General features: G+C 63.0%; 15 protein-coding genes and 1 tRNA gene. 7 read left to right on the top strand and 9 right to left on the bottom strand.

Translation table 11 applies throughout. The features are described 5' to 3' along the window. Positions 1–4 precede the first annotated feature (4 nt). Entirely contained in the window at positions 5–1171 is a 1167-nt protein-coding gene (locus tag AC1DVW_RS08685) for a pyridoxal phosphate-dependent aminotransferase (protein ID WP_477322389.1), read from the bottom strand. Positions 1172–1281: 110 nt separating this feature from the next. Beyond that, on the bottom strand, positions 1282–1704 hold the full coding sequence (gene mscL / locus AC1DVW_RS08680) for a large conductance mechanosensitive channel protein MscL (protein ID WP_477275407.1): 423 nt from the start codon (positions 1702–1704) through the stop codon (positions 1282–1284). Positions 1705–1955: 251 nt separating this feature from the next. Between mscL and AC1DVW_RS08675 the strand changes: the two genes are divergently transcribed. Continuing rightward, positions 1956–5462 carry a PAS domain-containing hybrid sensor histidine kinase/response regulator gene (locus AC1DVW_RS08675; RefSeq protein ID WP_477322387.1) on the top strand — a complete coding sequence of 1169 codons (3507 nt, stop codon included), beginning with the start codon at positions 1956–1958 and terminating at the stop codon, positions 5460–5462. Between the two features lie 20 nt (positions 5463–5482). On the opposite strand, the gene AC1DVW_RS08670 is transcribed toward AC1DVW_RS08675, so the two are convergent. Further along, the gene (locus tag AC1DVW_RS08670; protein WP_477275412.1) at positions 5483–6142 is read right to left on the bottom strand and encodes a response regulator transcription factor; all 660 of its coding nucleotides are present in this window, start codon (positions 6140–6142) and stop codon (positions 5483–5485) included. A 150-nt stretch (positions 6143–6292) separates the two neighbouring features. Beyond that, positions 6293–6727 carry a hypothetical protein gene (locus AC1DVW_RS08665; protein WP_477275414.1) on the bottom strand — a complete coding sequence of 145 codons (435 nt, stop codon included), beginning with the start codon at positions 6725–6727 and terminating at the stop codon, positions 6293–6295. A 110-nt stretch (positions 6728–6837) separates the two neighbouring features. Here AC1DVW_RS08665 and AC1DVW_RS08660 point away from each other — a divergent pair, with 110 nt between their 5' ends. Both AC1DVW_RS08660 and AC1DVW_RS08655 read left to right on the top strand, forming a co-directional pair. Then, a complete protein-coding gene (locus AC1DVW_RS08660) occupies positions 6838–7188 on the top strand; it encodes a DUF952 domain-containing protein (protein ID WP_477322385.1) in 351 nt (116 codons plus the stop codon). Continuing rightward, positions 7185–8261 (top strand): quinone-dependent dihydroorotate dehydrogenase, encoded by a 1077-nt coding sequence (locus AC1DVW_RS08655; protein WP_477322383.1) that lies wholly within the window; start codon positions 7185–7187, stop codon positions 8259–8261. Before AC1DVW_RS08660 ends, AC1DVW_RS08655 begins: the two co-directional genes overlap by 4 nt. Here AC1DVW_RS08655 and AC1DVW_RS08650 read toward each other — a convergent pair. Further along, complete coding sequence (locus AC1DVW_RS08650; RefSeq protein ID WP_477322382.1) at positions 8258–9595, bottom strand: MATE family efflux transporter; 1338 nt, start codon at positions 9593–9595, stop codon at positions 8258–8260. The two genes, AC1DVW_RS08655 and AC1DVW_RS08650, sit on opposite strands and share 4 nt — an antisense overlap. Positions 9596–9726: 131 nt before the next feature. On the opposite strand from AC1DVW_RS08650, the gene AC1DVW_RS08645 reads away from it, so the two are divergent. Further along, complete coding sequence (locus AC1DVW_RS08645; RefSeq protein ID WP_477322380.1) at positions 9727–10632, top strand: histone deacetylase family protein; 906 nt, start codon at positions 9727–9729, stop codon at positions 10630–10632. Position 10633: 1 nt separating this feature from the next. On the opposite strand, the gene AC1DVW_RS08640 is transcribed toward AC1DVW_RS08645, so the two are convergent. Together AC1DVW_RS08640 and AC1DVW_RS08635 are read right to left on the bottom strand one after the other, a co-directional pair. Continuing rightward, complete coding sequence (locus AC1DVW_RS08640) at positions 10634–10897, bottom strand: DUF6460 domain-containing protein (RefSeq protein ID WP_477241780.1); 264 nt, start codon at positions 10895–10897, stop codon at positions 10634–10636. Positions 10898–11065: 168 nt separating this feature from the next. Next, positions 11066–12082, bottom strand: coding sequence for a hypothetical protein (locus AC1DVW_RS08635; protein WP_477322378.1), 1017 nt, complete (start codon positions 12080–12082; stop codon positions 11066–11068). 298 nt (positions 12083–12380) lie between these two features. Between AC1DVW_RS08635 and AC1DVW_RS08630 the strand changes: the two genes are divergently transcribed. After that, positions 12381–13265, top strand: a complete 885-nt coding sequence (locus tag AC1DVW_RS08630; RefSeq protein ID WP_477322377.1) for a PDZ domain-containing protein — start codon at positions 12381–12383, stop codon at positions 13263–13265. 102 nt (positions 13266–13367) lie between these two features. Continuing rightward, a tRNA-Gly gene (locus AC1DVW_RS08625) sits at positions 13368–13441 on the top strand. 101 nt (positions 13442–13542) lie between these two features. Here the strand turns inward: AC1DVW_RS08625 and AC1DVW_RS08620 are convergent. Further along, positions 13543–13995, bottom strand: coding sequence for a hypothetical protein (locus tag AC1DVW_RS08620; protein WP_477322376.1), 453 nt, complete (start codon positions 13993–13995; stop codon positions 13543–13545). A 417-nt stretch (positions 13996–14412) separates the two neighbouring features. Here AC1DVW_RS08620 and AC1DVW_RS08615 point away from each other — a divergent pair, with 417 nt between their 5' ends. Further along, positions 14413–14703, top strand: a complete 291-nt coding sequence (locus AC1DVW_RS08615; RefSeq protein ID WP_477322374.1) for a hypothetical protein — start codon at positions 14413–14415, stop codon at positions 14701–14703. Positions 14704–14789: 86 nt separating this feature from the next. On the opposite strand, the gene AC1DVW_RS08610 is transcribed toward AC1DVW_RS08615, so the two are convergent. After that, positions 14790–15779 (bottom strand): LysR family transcriptional regulator, encoded by a 990-nt coding sequence (locus AC1DVW_RS08610; RefSeq protein WP_477275432.1) that lies wholly within the window; start codon positions 15777–15779, stop codon positions 14790–14792. Positions 15780–15868: the final 89 nt, after the last annotated feature.

Below are 15868 nucleotides of genomic sequence, written 5' to 3'. Positions count from 1 at the left end.
CTGTTCAAACAGTCTTCATCCACTTTGCCAACCGGTGCGCGGCTTCCTCGAGCTGGTCGAGGCGGCGGTGGAAGCATAGCCTGAGGAAGGCCTCGCCGCCCGGGCCGAACGCGGTGCCGGGCGCCAGGCCGACATTGGCATTGTCAACGATGTCGAAGGCGGCAGTTCGGGAATCGGTGATGCCGTCGACCGTGAAGAACAGATAGAACGCGCCTTGCGGCACAGTGAACCGCGCCTTGCCGGTGGCGCCGAGAATGTCGCAGACCAGGTCACGCGCTGCCCTTGCCCGCTCAACCTGTTCGACGATGAAGGCGTCGCCCCCGTCCAGCGCCGCAACGGCACCGCGCTGCATGAACTGGGCAACGCCCGAGGTCGAATACTGGATGAGGTTCTCGAATACCTGCTGCAGAGCGGGATGGGTCTTGATCCAACCGACACGCCAGCCGGTCATCGCCCAGTTCTTGGAGAAGCTGTTGACGAACAGGATGCGGTCTTCCGCCGTTGCAATGTCGAGGAAGGACGGCGCACGGCCATGACCGTAGTGGAAATGCGAATAGATCTCGTCGGCAATGAGCCATAGGCCCTTTTCGCGGGCGAGATCGAGGATCGCCTGCAGCGTCTGGTGATCGGCGGTCCAGCCGGTCGGGTTGGACGGCGTGTTGACGAACAGCGCCTTGGTCCTCGGCGTGATCGCCGCCGCTATTTTGTCGACGTCGCAGGACCAGCCATTGCCGGACTGGTCGAGCGTGACCGCAACCGGCACGGCGCCCGCTACACCAGCGGCGGCGGCGAAATTCGGCCAGGCCGGCGACAGATAGACGACCTCGTCGCCATGGCCGGCGACCGCGTCGAGCGCCAGCTGGATGGCGTGCATGCCGGATGCGGTCACGATGAACTCTTCCTCGGCAAAGCTCTTGCCGAAATGCCTGACATAGTAGCGGGCGAGCGCCTGCCTGAGTTCCGGAATGCCCTTCTGCCAGGTGTAGAAGGTCTCGCCGGCGGACAGTCCGCGGGCAGCGGCGTCGCTGATGAAGGCAGGCGTCGGCAGGTCGCCCTCGCCAGCCCAGAGCGGGATCAGTCCCTCGCGCAGGCGGCCGTGGTTGACGACGGCGACAATGCCGCTTTCGGGCGCGGCCCGAGCCTCGGCGCGCAAGCTATCGATCAGGGTCATGGAAAGGTCCGTTTTGGTGTCGGGCGAGTGCTAGCGCGTTTTATCAGATGCGAAAACAGAAAACCCCGGCCGCGAACGACCGGGGTTTTGGTCCAGAAATCTGCCTTGGGCTATTTCCTGGCGAGGAGATCGCGAATTTCGGTGAGCAGTGCGATGTCGGCGGGCGGCGGAGCTGCCGGGGCAGCAGGCTTTTCGCGCTCCAGCCTCCTGCGCAGATTGTTCACGGCCTTGACCATCAGGAAGATGATGAAAGCGAGGATGATGAAGTTCAGCGCCACGGTGACGAAGCTGCCATAGGCAAAGACCGCGCCTTGCTTCTTGGCCTCGGCTAGCGAGGTCGCGTTGACGGCTGAGGAGAGCCCAAAGAAATAGTTGTTGAAGTCCAGCCCGCCGAGAATTGCTCCGATGATCGGCATGATGATGTCGTTGACAAGAGAATCGACGATCTTGCCAAAGGCCGCGCCGATGATGACGCCGACGGCCAAGTCCATCACATTGCCCTTGGAAATGAATTCCTGGAATTCTTTCAGCATTTGACCCTCCTGTCATGACGGGCCGCGCAGCCGTCCTAACCGCACCTTTCGGCACCGACCCGCCGGCACCATAACAAAAACCTGCGGTTGAAACAGACGCAAAAGGCGGAGAGATCAGCGGTTTTCACGGTCGCCGTCGCCAAACACCGCAGCCAGCATGCGCCGAAAGCCGTGATGGACTTGATCCCCAAGCTGTGATTGCGTCCAGGGCTTGGCCGGATGGAAAACCGGCAAGGGAGGATTTCCGGGGCGTGCAAGGCTGGTTCATCGTCATCATTGCGGTCGCCTATGTGACGCTGCTGTTCGTCATCGCCAGCCTGGGCGACCGGCGTTCGACGACAACGGGGCCTGGCCGCGCCCGCCCGTTCATCTATGCGCTCAGCCTCGCCATCTACTGCACCTCGTGGACCTTCTTCGGTTCGGTCGGTCTTTCCTCCGAGCGTGGCCTCGAATTCCTCGGCATCTATATCGGTCCGGTGCTGGTGTTCGTGTTCGGTTTTCCGCTGCTGCAGCGCATCGTCAAGCTGGCCAAGACCGAGAAGATCACCTCGATCGCCGACTTCCTCGGCGCGCGCTATGGCAAGAGCTTCACCGTCTCGGCGATCGCCACGCTGATTGCGACTATCGGCGCGGTGCCCTATATCGCGCTGCAGCTGAAGGCGATCTCCGGCTCGGTCAGCCTGATGGTCGAGCACTATACCGGCTCGCCACCCTCCTTCGATCCGTTCGTCAGCGACATCTCGCTGGTCGTCGCCATGCTTTTGGCGCTGTTTGCGGTGCTGTTCGGCACCCGCCACGCCGACGCCACCGAGCACCAGGACGGGCTGGTGCTGGCGGTGGCGGTCGAAACGGTGGTCAAGCTCGCCGCCTTCCTGGCGATCGGCCTGATGGTCACCTTCCTGGTCTATGGCGGGCCGGGCGACATGTTCGACAAACTCGCCCAGAACCCGCAAGTGCAGCAAGCGATGGACTACTCGACCTCGCTCGCCACCTGGCTGGTGCTGACCGGCCTCAGCGGCTTTGCCATCATCATGCTGCCGCGCCAGTTCTACGTCACCATCGTCGAGAACCGCGGCGAGGCCGAATTGCGCACCGCGACATGGGTGTTTCCGCTCTATTTGGTGGCGATCAACCTGTTCGTGCTGCCGATCGCGCTCGCCGGCCTGTCACTGGTCGGCACCAGGACCAGCAGCGACCTCTACGTGCTGTCGCTGCCCTTGTTCAGCGGCCACGACGTGCTGGCCATGGCGGCCTTCATCGGTGGCCTGTCGGCGGCAACCGCCATGGTGATCGTCGAAAGCGTTGCGCTGTCGATCATGATCTCCAACGACCTCGTCATCCCGCTGTTCGTGCGCCGGCTGCTCAAGACCACGACCTCCGAAAGCGAGGACTGGTCGACGCTGATCCTCAATGTGCGGCGCGGGGCGATCTTCATTCTGCTGTTCATTGCCTTCCTCTACTACCGCCAGAGCACCAACAGCGCGCGACTGTCCTCCATCGGCCTGATGTCCTTCGCGGCAATCGCGCAGTTCGCGCCGGCATTGATCGGCGGGCTGATCTGGCGCGGCGCCAATGGCAGGGGTGCTGCACTTGGCATGGTCGCCGGCATCGCCGTCTGGGGCTACACGCTGCTTTTGCCTTCGCTCGTCGCACCCGATGCCGACATCATGCAGGGGCTCTTCGGCTTCGAGGCGCTGCGGCCGCAGGCGCTGTTCGGCACCGTCGCCGAACCGCTGAATCATGGCGTGTTGTGGAGCCTGTCGATCAACACCGTGTTCTTCGTGTTCGGCTCGTTGTCACGTGCTTCTGTGCCGCTGGAACGCATCCAGGCGTCGATCTTCGTGCCGCGCGAGTCTGGCCCGATGCCAAGCCTGCGCCGCTTCCGCACCGCCATCACCGTCAACGACCTCAAGGACACGATCTCACGCTATCTCGGCGTCGAACGCACCGAACGCTCGTTTCAGTCGTTCGAAAAGAGCAGCAGCACGTCGCTGTATGGCAACGAGCAGGCCAGCATGGACGTCATCCGCTTCTCCGAACAGCTGCTGGCCAGTGCCGTCGGCTCGTCTTCGGCGCGGCTGATCCTGTCCTTGCTGTTTCGGCGCAACGACCGCGAATCCAAGGATGCCTTCCGCCTGCTCGACGACGCCACCGAGGCGCTGCAGCACAATCGCGACCTGCTGCAGATCGCGCTCGACCAGATGGAGCAGGGCATCACCGTCTTCGACCGGGATTTCCGCCTGATCTGCTGGAACCGCCAGTACCGGGCGCTGTTCGACCTGCCCGACGAGATGGGCCAGGTCGGCGTCTCGCTCGACCGCATCCTGCACCACCTTGCCGAGCGCGGCGACATTCCAGCCGAGCAGCGGGTGGCGATGCTCAACCGCCTGACCAGTTTCGTCAGCCCGTGGCAGATGGAATTGAAGACCAGCGGCCGTATCCTGGAGTTGCGCTCCAACCCGATGCCCGACGGCGGCATGGTTGCCACCTATGCCGACATTTCCGGGCGCGTCGAACAGGATCTGGCGCTCAAACGCGCCAATGAATCGCTGGAGCAGCGCGTCAAGACCCGCACCATCGAGCTGACTAGGGTCAACGAGGAGCTGACCCGCGTCAATGAGGAACTGGCGCAGGCGCAAATGCTGGCCGAGGAGGCCAATCTCGGCAAGACGCGCTTTCTTGCCGCCGCCGGCCACGACATCCTGCAGCCGTTGAACGCCGCCCGGCTCTATTGCTCGTCGCTGATCGAAAAGGCCGGCAAGGGGGCGGCGGGCAAGGCGGCGGTCAATATCGAATCCTCGCTGGAATCGGTCGAGACCATTCTGGGCGCGGTGCTCGACATTTCCCGCCTCGACGCCGGCGCGATGAAACCTGACGACAGCGCCTTCCGCCTGGACGGACTGCTCAGCCAGATCGGCAACGACTTCCAGCCGCTTGCCGCCGAAAAGAAGCTCGAACTGACCATCATGCCGTCGTCGCTGAGTGTGATGACCGACCGCAATCTCTTGCGCCGCCTGATCCAGAACCTGGTCTCCAACGCCATTAAATACACCCGCCACGGCCGCATCCTGGTCGGCGTGCGGCGGCGCGGCGAGCTCGCCGAAATCCAGGTGATCGACACCGGCATCGGCATTGCCGGCGACAAGCTGAACACGGTGTTTCACGAATTCACCCGCCTCGACGAGGGCGCCCGCGAGGCCGAAGGCCTCGGCCTCGGCCTCTCCATCGTCGACCGCATCGCCCGGGTGCTGCGGCTTGAAATCCGCATCTTTTCGAACCTCGGAAAAGGCACGCGGTTTTCCGTCCTGCTGCCCGTGGTGGCGGTGCAGGCGCCGCAACGCGAGGCCGAAACCAGGGCGCCTTCCCGCGCCACCGCTTCGCTTGCCGGCCTGCAGGTGCTCTGCATCGACAATGACGCCCGCATTCTCGACGGCATGCGGCTTCTGCTCGAAGGCTGGGGCTGCAGCGTCGACACGGTTTCCGGATCGAAGGATTTCGAAGCAGCGGACATCCGCCGTCCGGACATCGTGCTGGCCGACTATCATCTGGACGGCGAGACCGGGCTCAGCGTGATCAGGAAACTGCGCACGGTCTATGGCGAGGGCATGCCAGCGGTGTTGGTCACCGCCGACCGCTCAAACGAAGTGCGCACCGCCGCCGAAAGGCTCGACGTGCCGGTGATCAACAAGCCGCTGAAACCGGCCGTGCTGCGCTCGATGATGGCCAGAGTCAGGCCGCTGGCGTCGGCGGCGGAGTAGATTGACCGCAGAAGCCGCTGTCAGCTGGTCGCTTGCAGCGGGTCGCTGCCGATCTTCGACAAAAGAATCACCGCCTGGGTGCGGCTGTCGACGCCCAGCTTCTGCAGGATCGCCGAGACATGCGCCTTGATCGTCGCCTCGGAGACGCTGAGTTCATAGGCGATCTGCTTGTTGAGCAGGCCTTCCGCCAGCATGCCGAGCACCCGCGTCTGCTGCGGCGTCAGCGCCTGCAGCCGCTTGATCAGGTCGGAAATCTCGGGGTCGCGCTCGACACCGAGATCGATGCCGATGGGGGCGGCGATATCGCCGGCGAGCACCGACTGTACGGCACCGCGGATTTCCTCCATGCTGGCCGATTTGGAGATGAAGCCGGAAGCGCCGAGATCGAGCGCACGCCGGATCGTCACCGGGTCGTCATGCGCGGAAATCACCACCAGCGGCACTGCCGGATGGACGCCGCGCAGCGAGATCAGCCCGGAAAGGCCGCTGGCACCGGGCATCGACAAATCGAGCAGCACCAGATCGACATCCTCGTTGGCCACGACCAGCGCCTTGGCGCTCTCGAAATCGCCAGCCTCATGAATGGCGGCAACGTTGCCGATGCCGGCAAGCGCCTCTCTCAAGGCGCCGCGAAAAAGCGGATGGTCGTCGGCGATGACGAAAGTGTAGCCCGACGGCAAATATCCCTCCCCGAATCCCATTGATGGTTTTCTGCTTTTGCGGGATCAGTCGAACGATTATGCGGTGTTACCAGCTGTTTTCAAGCGGCAAAGCCCGTGCACGGATTCTTCCCGAACAAATTGCCATTCGGCGATCTTGTCTGGCGGCGCTCAGGTCTTTTGCGGACTGAGCTGGGCGCCGTCGCCATTGTCCTTCTCCATATCCTTGACGATGCCCATGAAGCCGCGCAGGAAGCGCTCCATATAGCTCATCGTCTTGTCGAAATCCTCTTCGCTGGGCAGTTTCGATTCGAGGCGGGCCGACAGCGAATTTTCGAGTTTGGTGACACGCTCGTCCATCGCCTTCATCGAGGTCTGCAGACGGTCGACCTCATCCTGGAAGGCGGCGCGTTCGTCGGCCGCCATCTTGCAGACAAGCTGGCCGGTGCGTTCCTCGCAAATCGACATGGCCCCGGTCTGCGTGTCCATGCGGACATAGCCGTTGGCCGACTTTTCCAGCCGGTAACGATCGGTTTCCTCGGAAAAGGCTGATGCCGCAACCAGCGAGACCAGTGCTGCGGGGATCAAGACGTGCTGCAGACGCATGTTGTCCTCCATGGGCAAGTGAACGCAACATAGCGCATGTTTGCGCCGGAAATGGGGAAGAGTTCAGGAGTGCCCTTCCCCGCCTGATTGGTTCGGACTATAGCGCAACCATGTCTCAGTTTATCTACAAGATAGCCCCTGAAGCGCTGTGGCGCGAGGCCGAAACAATCGGCCGCTTCACCGGTGCGCCGATCGATGTCGCCGACGGCTTCATCCATTTGTCCACGGCCGGGCAGGTCAAGGAGACGGCGGCAAAGCACTTTGCCGGCCAGACCGGGCTGCTGCTGGTCGCCATCGACGAGACCAGCCTCGGCGATGCGTTGAGATACGAAGTCTCGCGCGGTGGCGCGCTGTTCCCGCATCTCTATGCTCCGCTCGACCTCAAGGCCGTGCTGTGGGTTCGACCCCTGCCGCTTGGCGCCGACGGCGCCCACCAGTTCCCGGCACTGGAGGCCGAATGAGCGTGCTTGACCGGCTCGGCCAGAAACTGCTTTTCAATTTTGACCCGGAAACCGCGCATGGCCTGTCGATCGCGGCGCTGCGGTGCGGACTGCCGGTGGCCGGACGCCCCGTGCGCGACGCCAGGCTGAAGACCACCGTCTGCGGTCTCGATTTTCCGAACCCGCTTGGCATGGCGGCCGGCTACGACAAGAATGCCGAGGTGCCGGATGCGCTGCTTGGCCTCGGCTTCGGCTTCGCCGAGGTCGGCACGATCACGCCGCTGCCGCAGGCGGGCAACCCGAAGCCGCGCATTTTCCGGCTGACCCAGGACGACGCGGTGATCAACCGGCTGGGCTTCAACAATGAGGGCCACGAAGCAGCGGAAAAACGCCTTGCCGCCCGCCAGGGCCGAAGCGGCATCGTTGGCGTCAACATCGGCGCCAACAAGGACAGCGCCGACCGCGTCAGTGACTATGAGCGCGGTGTCGCCCGGTTTGCCAGATATGCCAGCTATCTCACCGTCAACATTTCCTCGCCCAACACGCCGGGCCTGCGCACCATGCAGGCACGCGAGCAGCTCGGCGACCTTCTGTCCCGGGTCATCGCCGCGCGTGCGGCAGCATCAGTCAAGCCGCCGATCTTCCTGAAGATCGCACCTGATTTGGTCGAGGCCGAACTGGAGGACATCGCTGCCGAGGTCACCGAGAAACAGATAGACGGCGTCATCGTCTCCAACACCACCATTGCGCGACTTGGCCTGCGCAGCGGCGCTGTATCAGGCGAAACTGGCGGGCTCTCAGGAAAGCCGCTGTTCGAGCGCTCGACCATCGTGCTGGCCAGGATGCGCAAACTGCTTGGTCCGGACCGCGCCATCATCGGCGTCGGCGGCGTCGATTCCGCCGAGACGGCGCTGGAAAAGATCCGCGCCGGCGCCGACCTTGTGCAGCTCTACACCGGCATGATCTATGCCGGGCCGGCGCTGCCGGGCCGGATTCTCGAAGGCATGGTCCGCTTCGCCGACAAGGAACGGCTTTCGTCGATCAGCGCGTTACGCGATATCAGGCTCGGGCACTGGGCGACCAAGTCGCTTTAGAACGCCGTGCGCACCCTGAGCCGCAGAATCGCCAGCAGGCTGAAACCGCGCACCAGCAGGAAGACGTGCAGCGACGCCCACAGGCCGTCATTGCCGAAGGCGGGCGCCAGCGTCAGCAATGCGGCGCTGAAGGCGAGGAAAGACAACAGCATCATATTGCGCATGTCGCTTGACCAGGTGGCGCCGATGAAGACGCCGTCCATCTGGAACGCCAGCACGCCGCTGAGCGCGGTGAACGCCGCCCAGGGCAGATAGATGTCGGCAATGGCGCGAACGTCTTGCGAGGTCGTGATCACGGCGACCAGATCGGTGCCGCCTAGCAAAAGCACGAGCGTCGCGGCACCGGCCAGCCCAAAGCCCCAGAACAGGGTCAGCCGCACCGCTTGCCGGAAGGGCGCGGCCGCGCGCGCGCCAACGGCACGTCCCGTGAGCTGTTCGGCAGCGGTGGCGAAACCATCGAGGAAATAGCCGGCAACGAGGAAGAAGTTCATCAGCACGGCGTTGGCGGCCAGCGTCACCGTACCGAACTGCGCGCCCTGGCGGGTGAACAGCGCGAAAGCGGCGAGCAGCGAAAACGAGCGGATCATGATGTCGCGGTTGAGCGACAGCATGTGCAGGAATGCCGGCATGTCGAGGACGCGATGGCGTGGCAGCCGGGGCGCTTTCCAGAACCGCCTGCCGACGATCGCCAGCCCAAGCAGCATGGCCAGGAACTCGCCGGTGACGGTCGCCCAGGCGACGCCGGCAACGCCCCAGCCGAGTTTCAGCCCAAGCAGGAAGCAGAGCGCGATGTTGATGCCGTTGAGCACCAGCTGCAGCATCAGCCCAAGCCCGCCCTCGCCGCGCCCCAGGACATAGCCAAGGATGGCGTAGTTGATCAGCGAGAAGGGTGCGGCGAGCAGCCTGATCCTGATATAGACGGCCATCGCCTCGCTGACGCGCGCTTCGGCGCCCATGAATTTTTGGCCGGCGATGGCGAACAGGGGCGCAAGGGCTGCCAGCACGACACCGGCGACAACCGCGATCAGCACGGCACGCCAGAACACCGCCTGTTCCTCCAGCTCGTCGCCGCGCCCGAAAGCCTGGGCGACGAGGCCGGTGGTGCCGGAGCGCAGGAAGTTGAAGGTGGTGAAGACAACATCGAAAACAAGCGAGCCGGCCGCCAGCCCGCCGAGCAGCGCCGCGTCGCCGAACTGGCCGACCACTGCCGTGTCGACGAGGCCAAGCAGCGGCGTCGTCAGATAGGCCAGCGTCATCGGCACCGCGATGGCCAGCACCGAGCGATTGGTGACGACAAAATATCTGGCGTCGGCTGGGGATGCACCCTTGTCCAAGGATTTGTTGCCTTGTTGATTGCGGCTTGATCGAGCCGCCGATGTGCCCCAGTTTCTTTCCGCTGCGCAACCATCCATTCCCTGATGGTCAACCGAAACCCGCCTCTGGCGCACCGGCCGTAACCCGATCCATGCCTCTGCAGATCGTCCATCACCCCGACTATGACGCCGGCTTCGCCGTCAATCATCGCTTTCCGATGAGCAAATATCCGCTGCTGATGCAAGCCTTGGCTGCGCGCGGACTGGCCGGGGCCGACGCGCTCAACATGCCCGAACCGGCGCCGCCCTCATGGCTGAAGCTTGCCCATGCCGCCGACTATGTCGACCAGGTGATCTCCTGCGCGGTGCCCGAAAAGATCGAGCGCGAGATCGGCTTTCCCATCGGCTCGCGTGTTTCGTTGCGCGCGCAACTCGCCACCGGCGGTACGGTGCTGGCGGCGCGGCTGGCGTTGCTCAATGGCATTGCCTGCAACAGCGCCGGCGGCAGCCATCATGCGCGGCGCGCGCAAGGCGCCGGCTTCTGCACCTTCAACGACGTCGCCGTGGCGGCGCTGGTGTTACTTGGCGAGGGTGCCGTCCAAAACGTCCTGATCGTCGATCTCGACGTGCATCAGGGCGACGGGACGGCTGATATTCTGAGGGATGAGCCGCGCGCCTTCGCCTTTTCCATGCATGGCGACCGCAATTACCCGGTGCGCAAGATCGCTTCCGACCTCGACGTCGCGCTACCCGACGGTACCGGCGATGCGGCCTATCTCGAGCGGCTGAGCGGCATCCTGCCGGACCTCGGCGCCAAGGCGCGCTGGGACCTGGTTTTCTACAATGCCGGGGTCGACGTCCATGCCGAGGACCGGCTTGGCCGGCTGTCGCTGTCCGATGACGGTCTGCGGGCTCGCGACGAGATGGTGATCCACCACTTTCGCGGGCTCGGCATTCCGGTCTGCGGCGTCATCGGCGGCGGCTATTCGACGGACGTGGCGGCCCTTGCGGCGCGCCACGCCATCCTGTTCGAGGTGGCTTCGGGCTACGCGCGATAGCTCATTTGCGGTAGCTGGCAATCCTCAACAGGATGAAGGCCGGCACAACGATCGCCGCCCCCAGCAGAATATAGCCGAGGAAACGGTCGATGGCATGAAAGCCGAGGTTCCAGAGATCGATGAAGAATTTCCGAATGCCGTAGAACACATCCATCGGCGACCAGCCGAAGGCGTTCATGACCAGGCCGACGAGGAACGACACCACCAGCAGCTTCAGGATCACCCTGAGCGGCGAGTCGCCGAGAAAGCGCGTCAATGCGGACAAGGCCAGTCTCCAGATTGGGTGCCCGGATTCGGGCACCGATCCAGAAATACTGACTTAGCTGGCTCGCAGCAAGTCGGGCGCCCGAGCAGCGGTGCAACAGACACCCGATGGACATCAGGGAAAGGGTCGTGAAGCTAGCCGCTACGGTTCGATCTGCGCCAACGCAACCTAGCTCGCTCCGCCGATGGGCGCGATGAAGTTGGACTTATAGGTGTCCATCGTCGCTCCGTTGCGATCTTCGTCGAACAGCGTTCCGGTGCCGAAGCTGGCGCGCAAGCCGATCAGGTACTTGTTGGTGGTGAGGGCTTCGGATTGGATCGGAGTCCGATCATATTGATAGCGGCCGAACAGCGACCATGGCGTGCCCTCGAAACGGTACATGGCCTGGGCCGCAACGCTGACCGTGTCGAAATTCGCAAATCCTGCGTCGAACCTGTTGAAGGCGATTTCGCCGTCGAGCCGCAGGTTCGGCTGCACGAAATAGCGTGCAACAGCTCGCGCTCCCCACTCGGTCGGATGGTCGAAATCCAGATCGAACTTGCCATAGTAGGCCTGGCCATAGAGAGTCAGATTGCCGAAATAGACCTGCGCCTCCGGCCCGACCGTATAGTCGCTGACATCATCCGAGAAGTTGTTGCCGTAGCGCTTGTAGGTCGCGAACAAACCAGCCGCGAAACGTTGCGGATCACGGTGGTAGGCATGGACGGCCCCGCCGAGCGCGTCGAAGAAGTCGCCATCCTCCCAGATGCGATCATAAGTGCCATCGATCTGGACATTCCAGCTGTCGGCGAAGGGAATATTCACGCGCCCGGCGCCACCGCCGGCCCGGAGACTGTCGTCGTCTCCGAAAAATGAAAGCTGCAGGCCGCCGAGATACAGTTCCCCATATCCGGAGATGTGCGGCACGACCGCCTCGGTGGCGATCGGCAGTATCGCATCAGCAGCGAAAGCGGCAGAGGTCACGACCAGCGAAGCAGCAAGAATGGATGGACGAAGCATGAAATCCCCTTGGTGACGGCATCTACTTCGACGCCTTTGTTTGAACCCGACGTTTTCCCGTCGTTGACGACTTCCGGCGCGCCTTGCCGGCCGCGCGTCCCAGTCTCCGCCCCCTGGCCAAAAGGCCGCGGCGGCGGATTTCAGGTCGCGCGTGCCGGTGCCCCAACGGGAACGATCGAAGCGCATCTCAGTTCGCTGTAGAGGCGTCACATATGCAGCGCATCCCCCGCACGGGGGATGATGCTCGACGATCGCACTCCGGCATGACGGGGCAATCAGCATATTTTGCGATTGATGGCCCGGCGCCCGCGTGCGGATCGAGCTGCCGGTTCAGCGCTTGAGTGAGAGGTGATTTTTGCGTGCAAGCCAGCAATCAAAGATAGTCCGGGACAGCCCAAAACACCCGGCTCCAGCGAGGCTTTCCTGTGATAGAGCTGCCGGAACTGCATAAGCCCAGTCTCAATTATCCGGAGAGGAACGGTACATGCTTCAGCGACGTGGCGGAAAATTTTCCAAGGCAGTTTTCAGTCTGGCCTGGGCGCTGCATCTTGCTGCAATTCCTGTCTCCTATTCGACCAGCGCCTATGCACTCAAGGGCGATGTCAAATTGCCCGAACCCTATATTTCCAGGGCGATCGAAGCGGTTCTGCTGCCGATCAACGACACCGTGCGCAAAGAGTTCAAACTCGAGCCACACGCCAACGGTGTTCTCGTCCTGTCGGTCAAGCCTGGCGGCACCGGCGAAAAGCAGGGCATCGAGCCGGGCGACGTGATCACCAAGGTCCACGGCCACAAGATCCACAAGCCGATCGACGTCGATACGGTGGTCTACTACTGGGCAAAAGCAGGCAAATCCGACTTCCGCTTCGATTCCTATCGTGACGGCAAGGCCTACAACTCCACCGGCACCATCACGCTCAGCACCTACGAAACCGTCATCGATGTCGTCACCGTTGCGACATGGACAAGCTGGTCGGTGGCCACCGCCTTCAGCTATTCCGAGTTCTACGGCGAATACAGCCAGGAAATGACGGCAAGCTACGAATCATCCGAGACGACCATCGAGGAAACCGCATCTTCCGAAGAATTCACCGCCGAGGCCAAGAGCGAGGCAACCGATGAGAGTTCGGACGCCAACGCGGACGCGACGACCGACGGCGCGAGCGACTCGGCGACGGAGCCGAGTGACCAGCCGGACGCCGCGGGAGCCGATGACAATGACGCTCCCGCCGCGGAAGACCCGTCCGATGCTGGTGATGACGGCGCCGACGACAATTCCGGTGGCGACGATTCGGACAGTGGTGACGACGGCGGCAGCGATGATGGCGGCAGCGACGACGGCGGCGACAGTGGCGGCGACGACAACTAAGCCGCCAGTCTGTTGAGAACCGTATCGGCGGACAATCTGGCCCGCGGTGCTGGCCGCTTTGCGATTGCCCGAAGCCCAGCCATCATGGTAACGAGGGCCGACGCGGGTATGATGTAATGGTAGCTTGTCAGCTTCCCAAGCTGAACGCGAGGGTTCGATTCCCTCTACCCGCTCCAAAATCAAATGACTTAGATGGAGTTTTCCGGCGACCGCCCTGCCGCAGGTCGCACATTGGTCGGCGACCCGATCCAGCGCGAACAGCGCATCGCGACCCTGGTTATGCCTGCGCCCCGGCGCATACGGGAAGGTGCATCGCCACCTCGTCGGCTCCCATTCGCATTATGCTGTGCGACAGGCCGCCGTGCTCCTCGATCCACTGCCGCACCCAATCGGGGTATTGCGAGAGCAGGTAGTTGGCGGCGACCGCGCTCTTCCGAGCGCCGACGCCGTACGGCAGATGGAAGCCGAAGGACGCGCGCGAGGTAATGCAAAGCTGCTCGGCAGGCAGGGACAGATAGAGCGTGCAGGCGCTGTCGCACGCCCCGTCAAATTGCACCGACTCGTCGGCGGCGCGCAGTTTGGCGACGTGCAAAGCGAAGGTCACGATCTGGCCACCGGGATTGCCGCGCACCGTCTCCGCGTTGGCGGGCAGCATCGTCAGGACGGCGAAGAACCCAATCGCCATGGCCATCGTCCATCCAACCCATGCAGGCGGCAGATTGGCGGGCATTGCTGTTAACCTCGCGCTCGTCACATGACATCCACGCTAACATCGAGATGGTTAACAACAGGCTGCCTTTGAATTGTAGCCAGCGCCAATATATGTCGAGCGCGGTCTTTGCAACCGACGCAATCGCGGCATTTGAGCGCGTGGAAAAATCATTTTCGTAGGCAATGACCCGATGAGGAATTGATGAAGCTCTCATCGAGAGGTCCCCATCGGCTCGAGAGGTACCCATCGGCTGAATTGCTCGTAGAATCGCAATGTCGTACTTGCCATCTGGCGACGCTGACGTCAGGGACAGCAACGAACGGTTCAGCCTGCATGTCTAATATCTGGAGCACCGGCCACCTTGTGATGGCCGGTGCTCCAATTGTGCTCTCAGAGCCAGACGCTCAACCAGACGCGCCTGCGCCAGCAGCGGACGTGACGCCGGCCGTGGCGCCAATAGCGGCGGCAGACCCTTCTCCAGCCGTGCCTCCGATGATGGTGGTGGTGATGCCGGCGATGGGAGACCAGATCCACTTCGGCCTGATCATCTCCCTCGAAAAGCGCTGGATCCGGTTTGTCGAGTTCATCGAGAATTCCGTTGCCGTCCGGAATACCGGCAACCGCCTTGCCGGGCCTGGCTACGGCAGCAAGCGTGATCATCCCCGCAACGCCAAGCATTCCGGTGAGAAACAAGCGACGTTCCATAGAAACCTCCCTGGTTTTTGACCACCGGCAATCTCGCTCCCCGGCTCAAACAGGCTCCAGCGGGAATGCCGGTTGGATTGAACGCGCGATTTCGATTCTCGTTCCAATCACCCCACTTCCCGCAGAATGAAGTCGTGCAGCATCTTGGCCGCCGGCGACAGCACGCGGTTCTTCACCGTGATCAGGCTGTAGGGCCTGACCTCGATGTCGAACTCGGTCTGGACGACATCGATGGCGCCGGCCAGCCCATCCGGGCTCTGGATGAATTTCGCCACCTGGATCGAGACCGGCGCGATGGCGTCGGACTGGGCGACCATGACCAAAGTGAGCAGCAGCGAGCTGGTGTTGAGGATGCGGTCCGGCAGCGCGATGTTGCGGTTCAAGAAATTGCTTTCCATCGCCTGGCGCAGCGGCGAGCCGCCCGACTGAAACACCCAGTCATAGGCGGCGGTGTCCTCCAGCCGCACCGCCTTGCCCTTGCTCAGCGGGTGGCCGCGGCGCACGATCAGGCAGGCTTTTTCGACGCCGATGACGCGCGACTCGAACAGCCGCGGATTGAGATCGTCGGGAATGCGGGCGATGATGAAATCATGGCGCGTGGAGATCAGTTCGCGCGCCAGCACATTGGAGGTCTCGACCTGCATGGTGATCTCGATGCGCGGATAGATGCGGCGGATTTCGCGGATCGCCGGCACCGCCAGCTCGATCGCCGGCGCGGTCACGGCGCCCAAGAACACCGCGCCGCCCTTGCCCGCCTTGAGCTCGGAGATCTCGCGGTCGGCCTCGCGCATCTCGAGCAGGATTGACCGGGCGCGTCTGGCCAGCGCCTTGCCGTAAGGGGTCAGCGTGATGCCGCGGGGCAGCCTCTCGCACAGCTTGACGTCGAGCACGGCTTCCATCTCGGCGATCATGCGTGACGCCGCCGGCTGCGAGATGTTCATCACCTGGGCCGCCGCGCTCACGCGGCCGTGGTCGTCGAGCGCCACGATCATGCGCATGTGGCGCAGGCTGAGGCCGCTGCGCAAAAGGGTTTCGCTGCTGCCCGGAATCTCGTCATAACCATTTGAGATTCCAACGGAATTTCGCAACGCCGCCATAACTTTTTCCCTGCTCTCCACTCGCGGCCAGCCGGCAGTCCGGCCATGCCTTCACCTGCGTCTAATATATATCAGTTTGGATATAGCAA

Source organism: Mesorhizobium sp. P3_B5 (assembly GCF_056402815.1).
The sequence above is the reverse complement of the archived record's forward strand: the minus strand, read 5'-3'. Positions and strand labels throughout refer to the sequence as shown.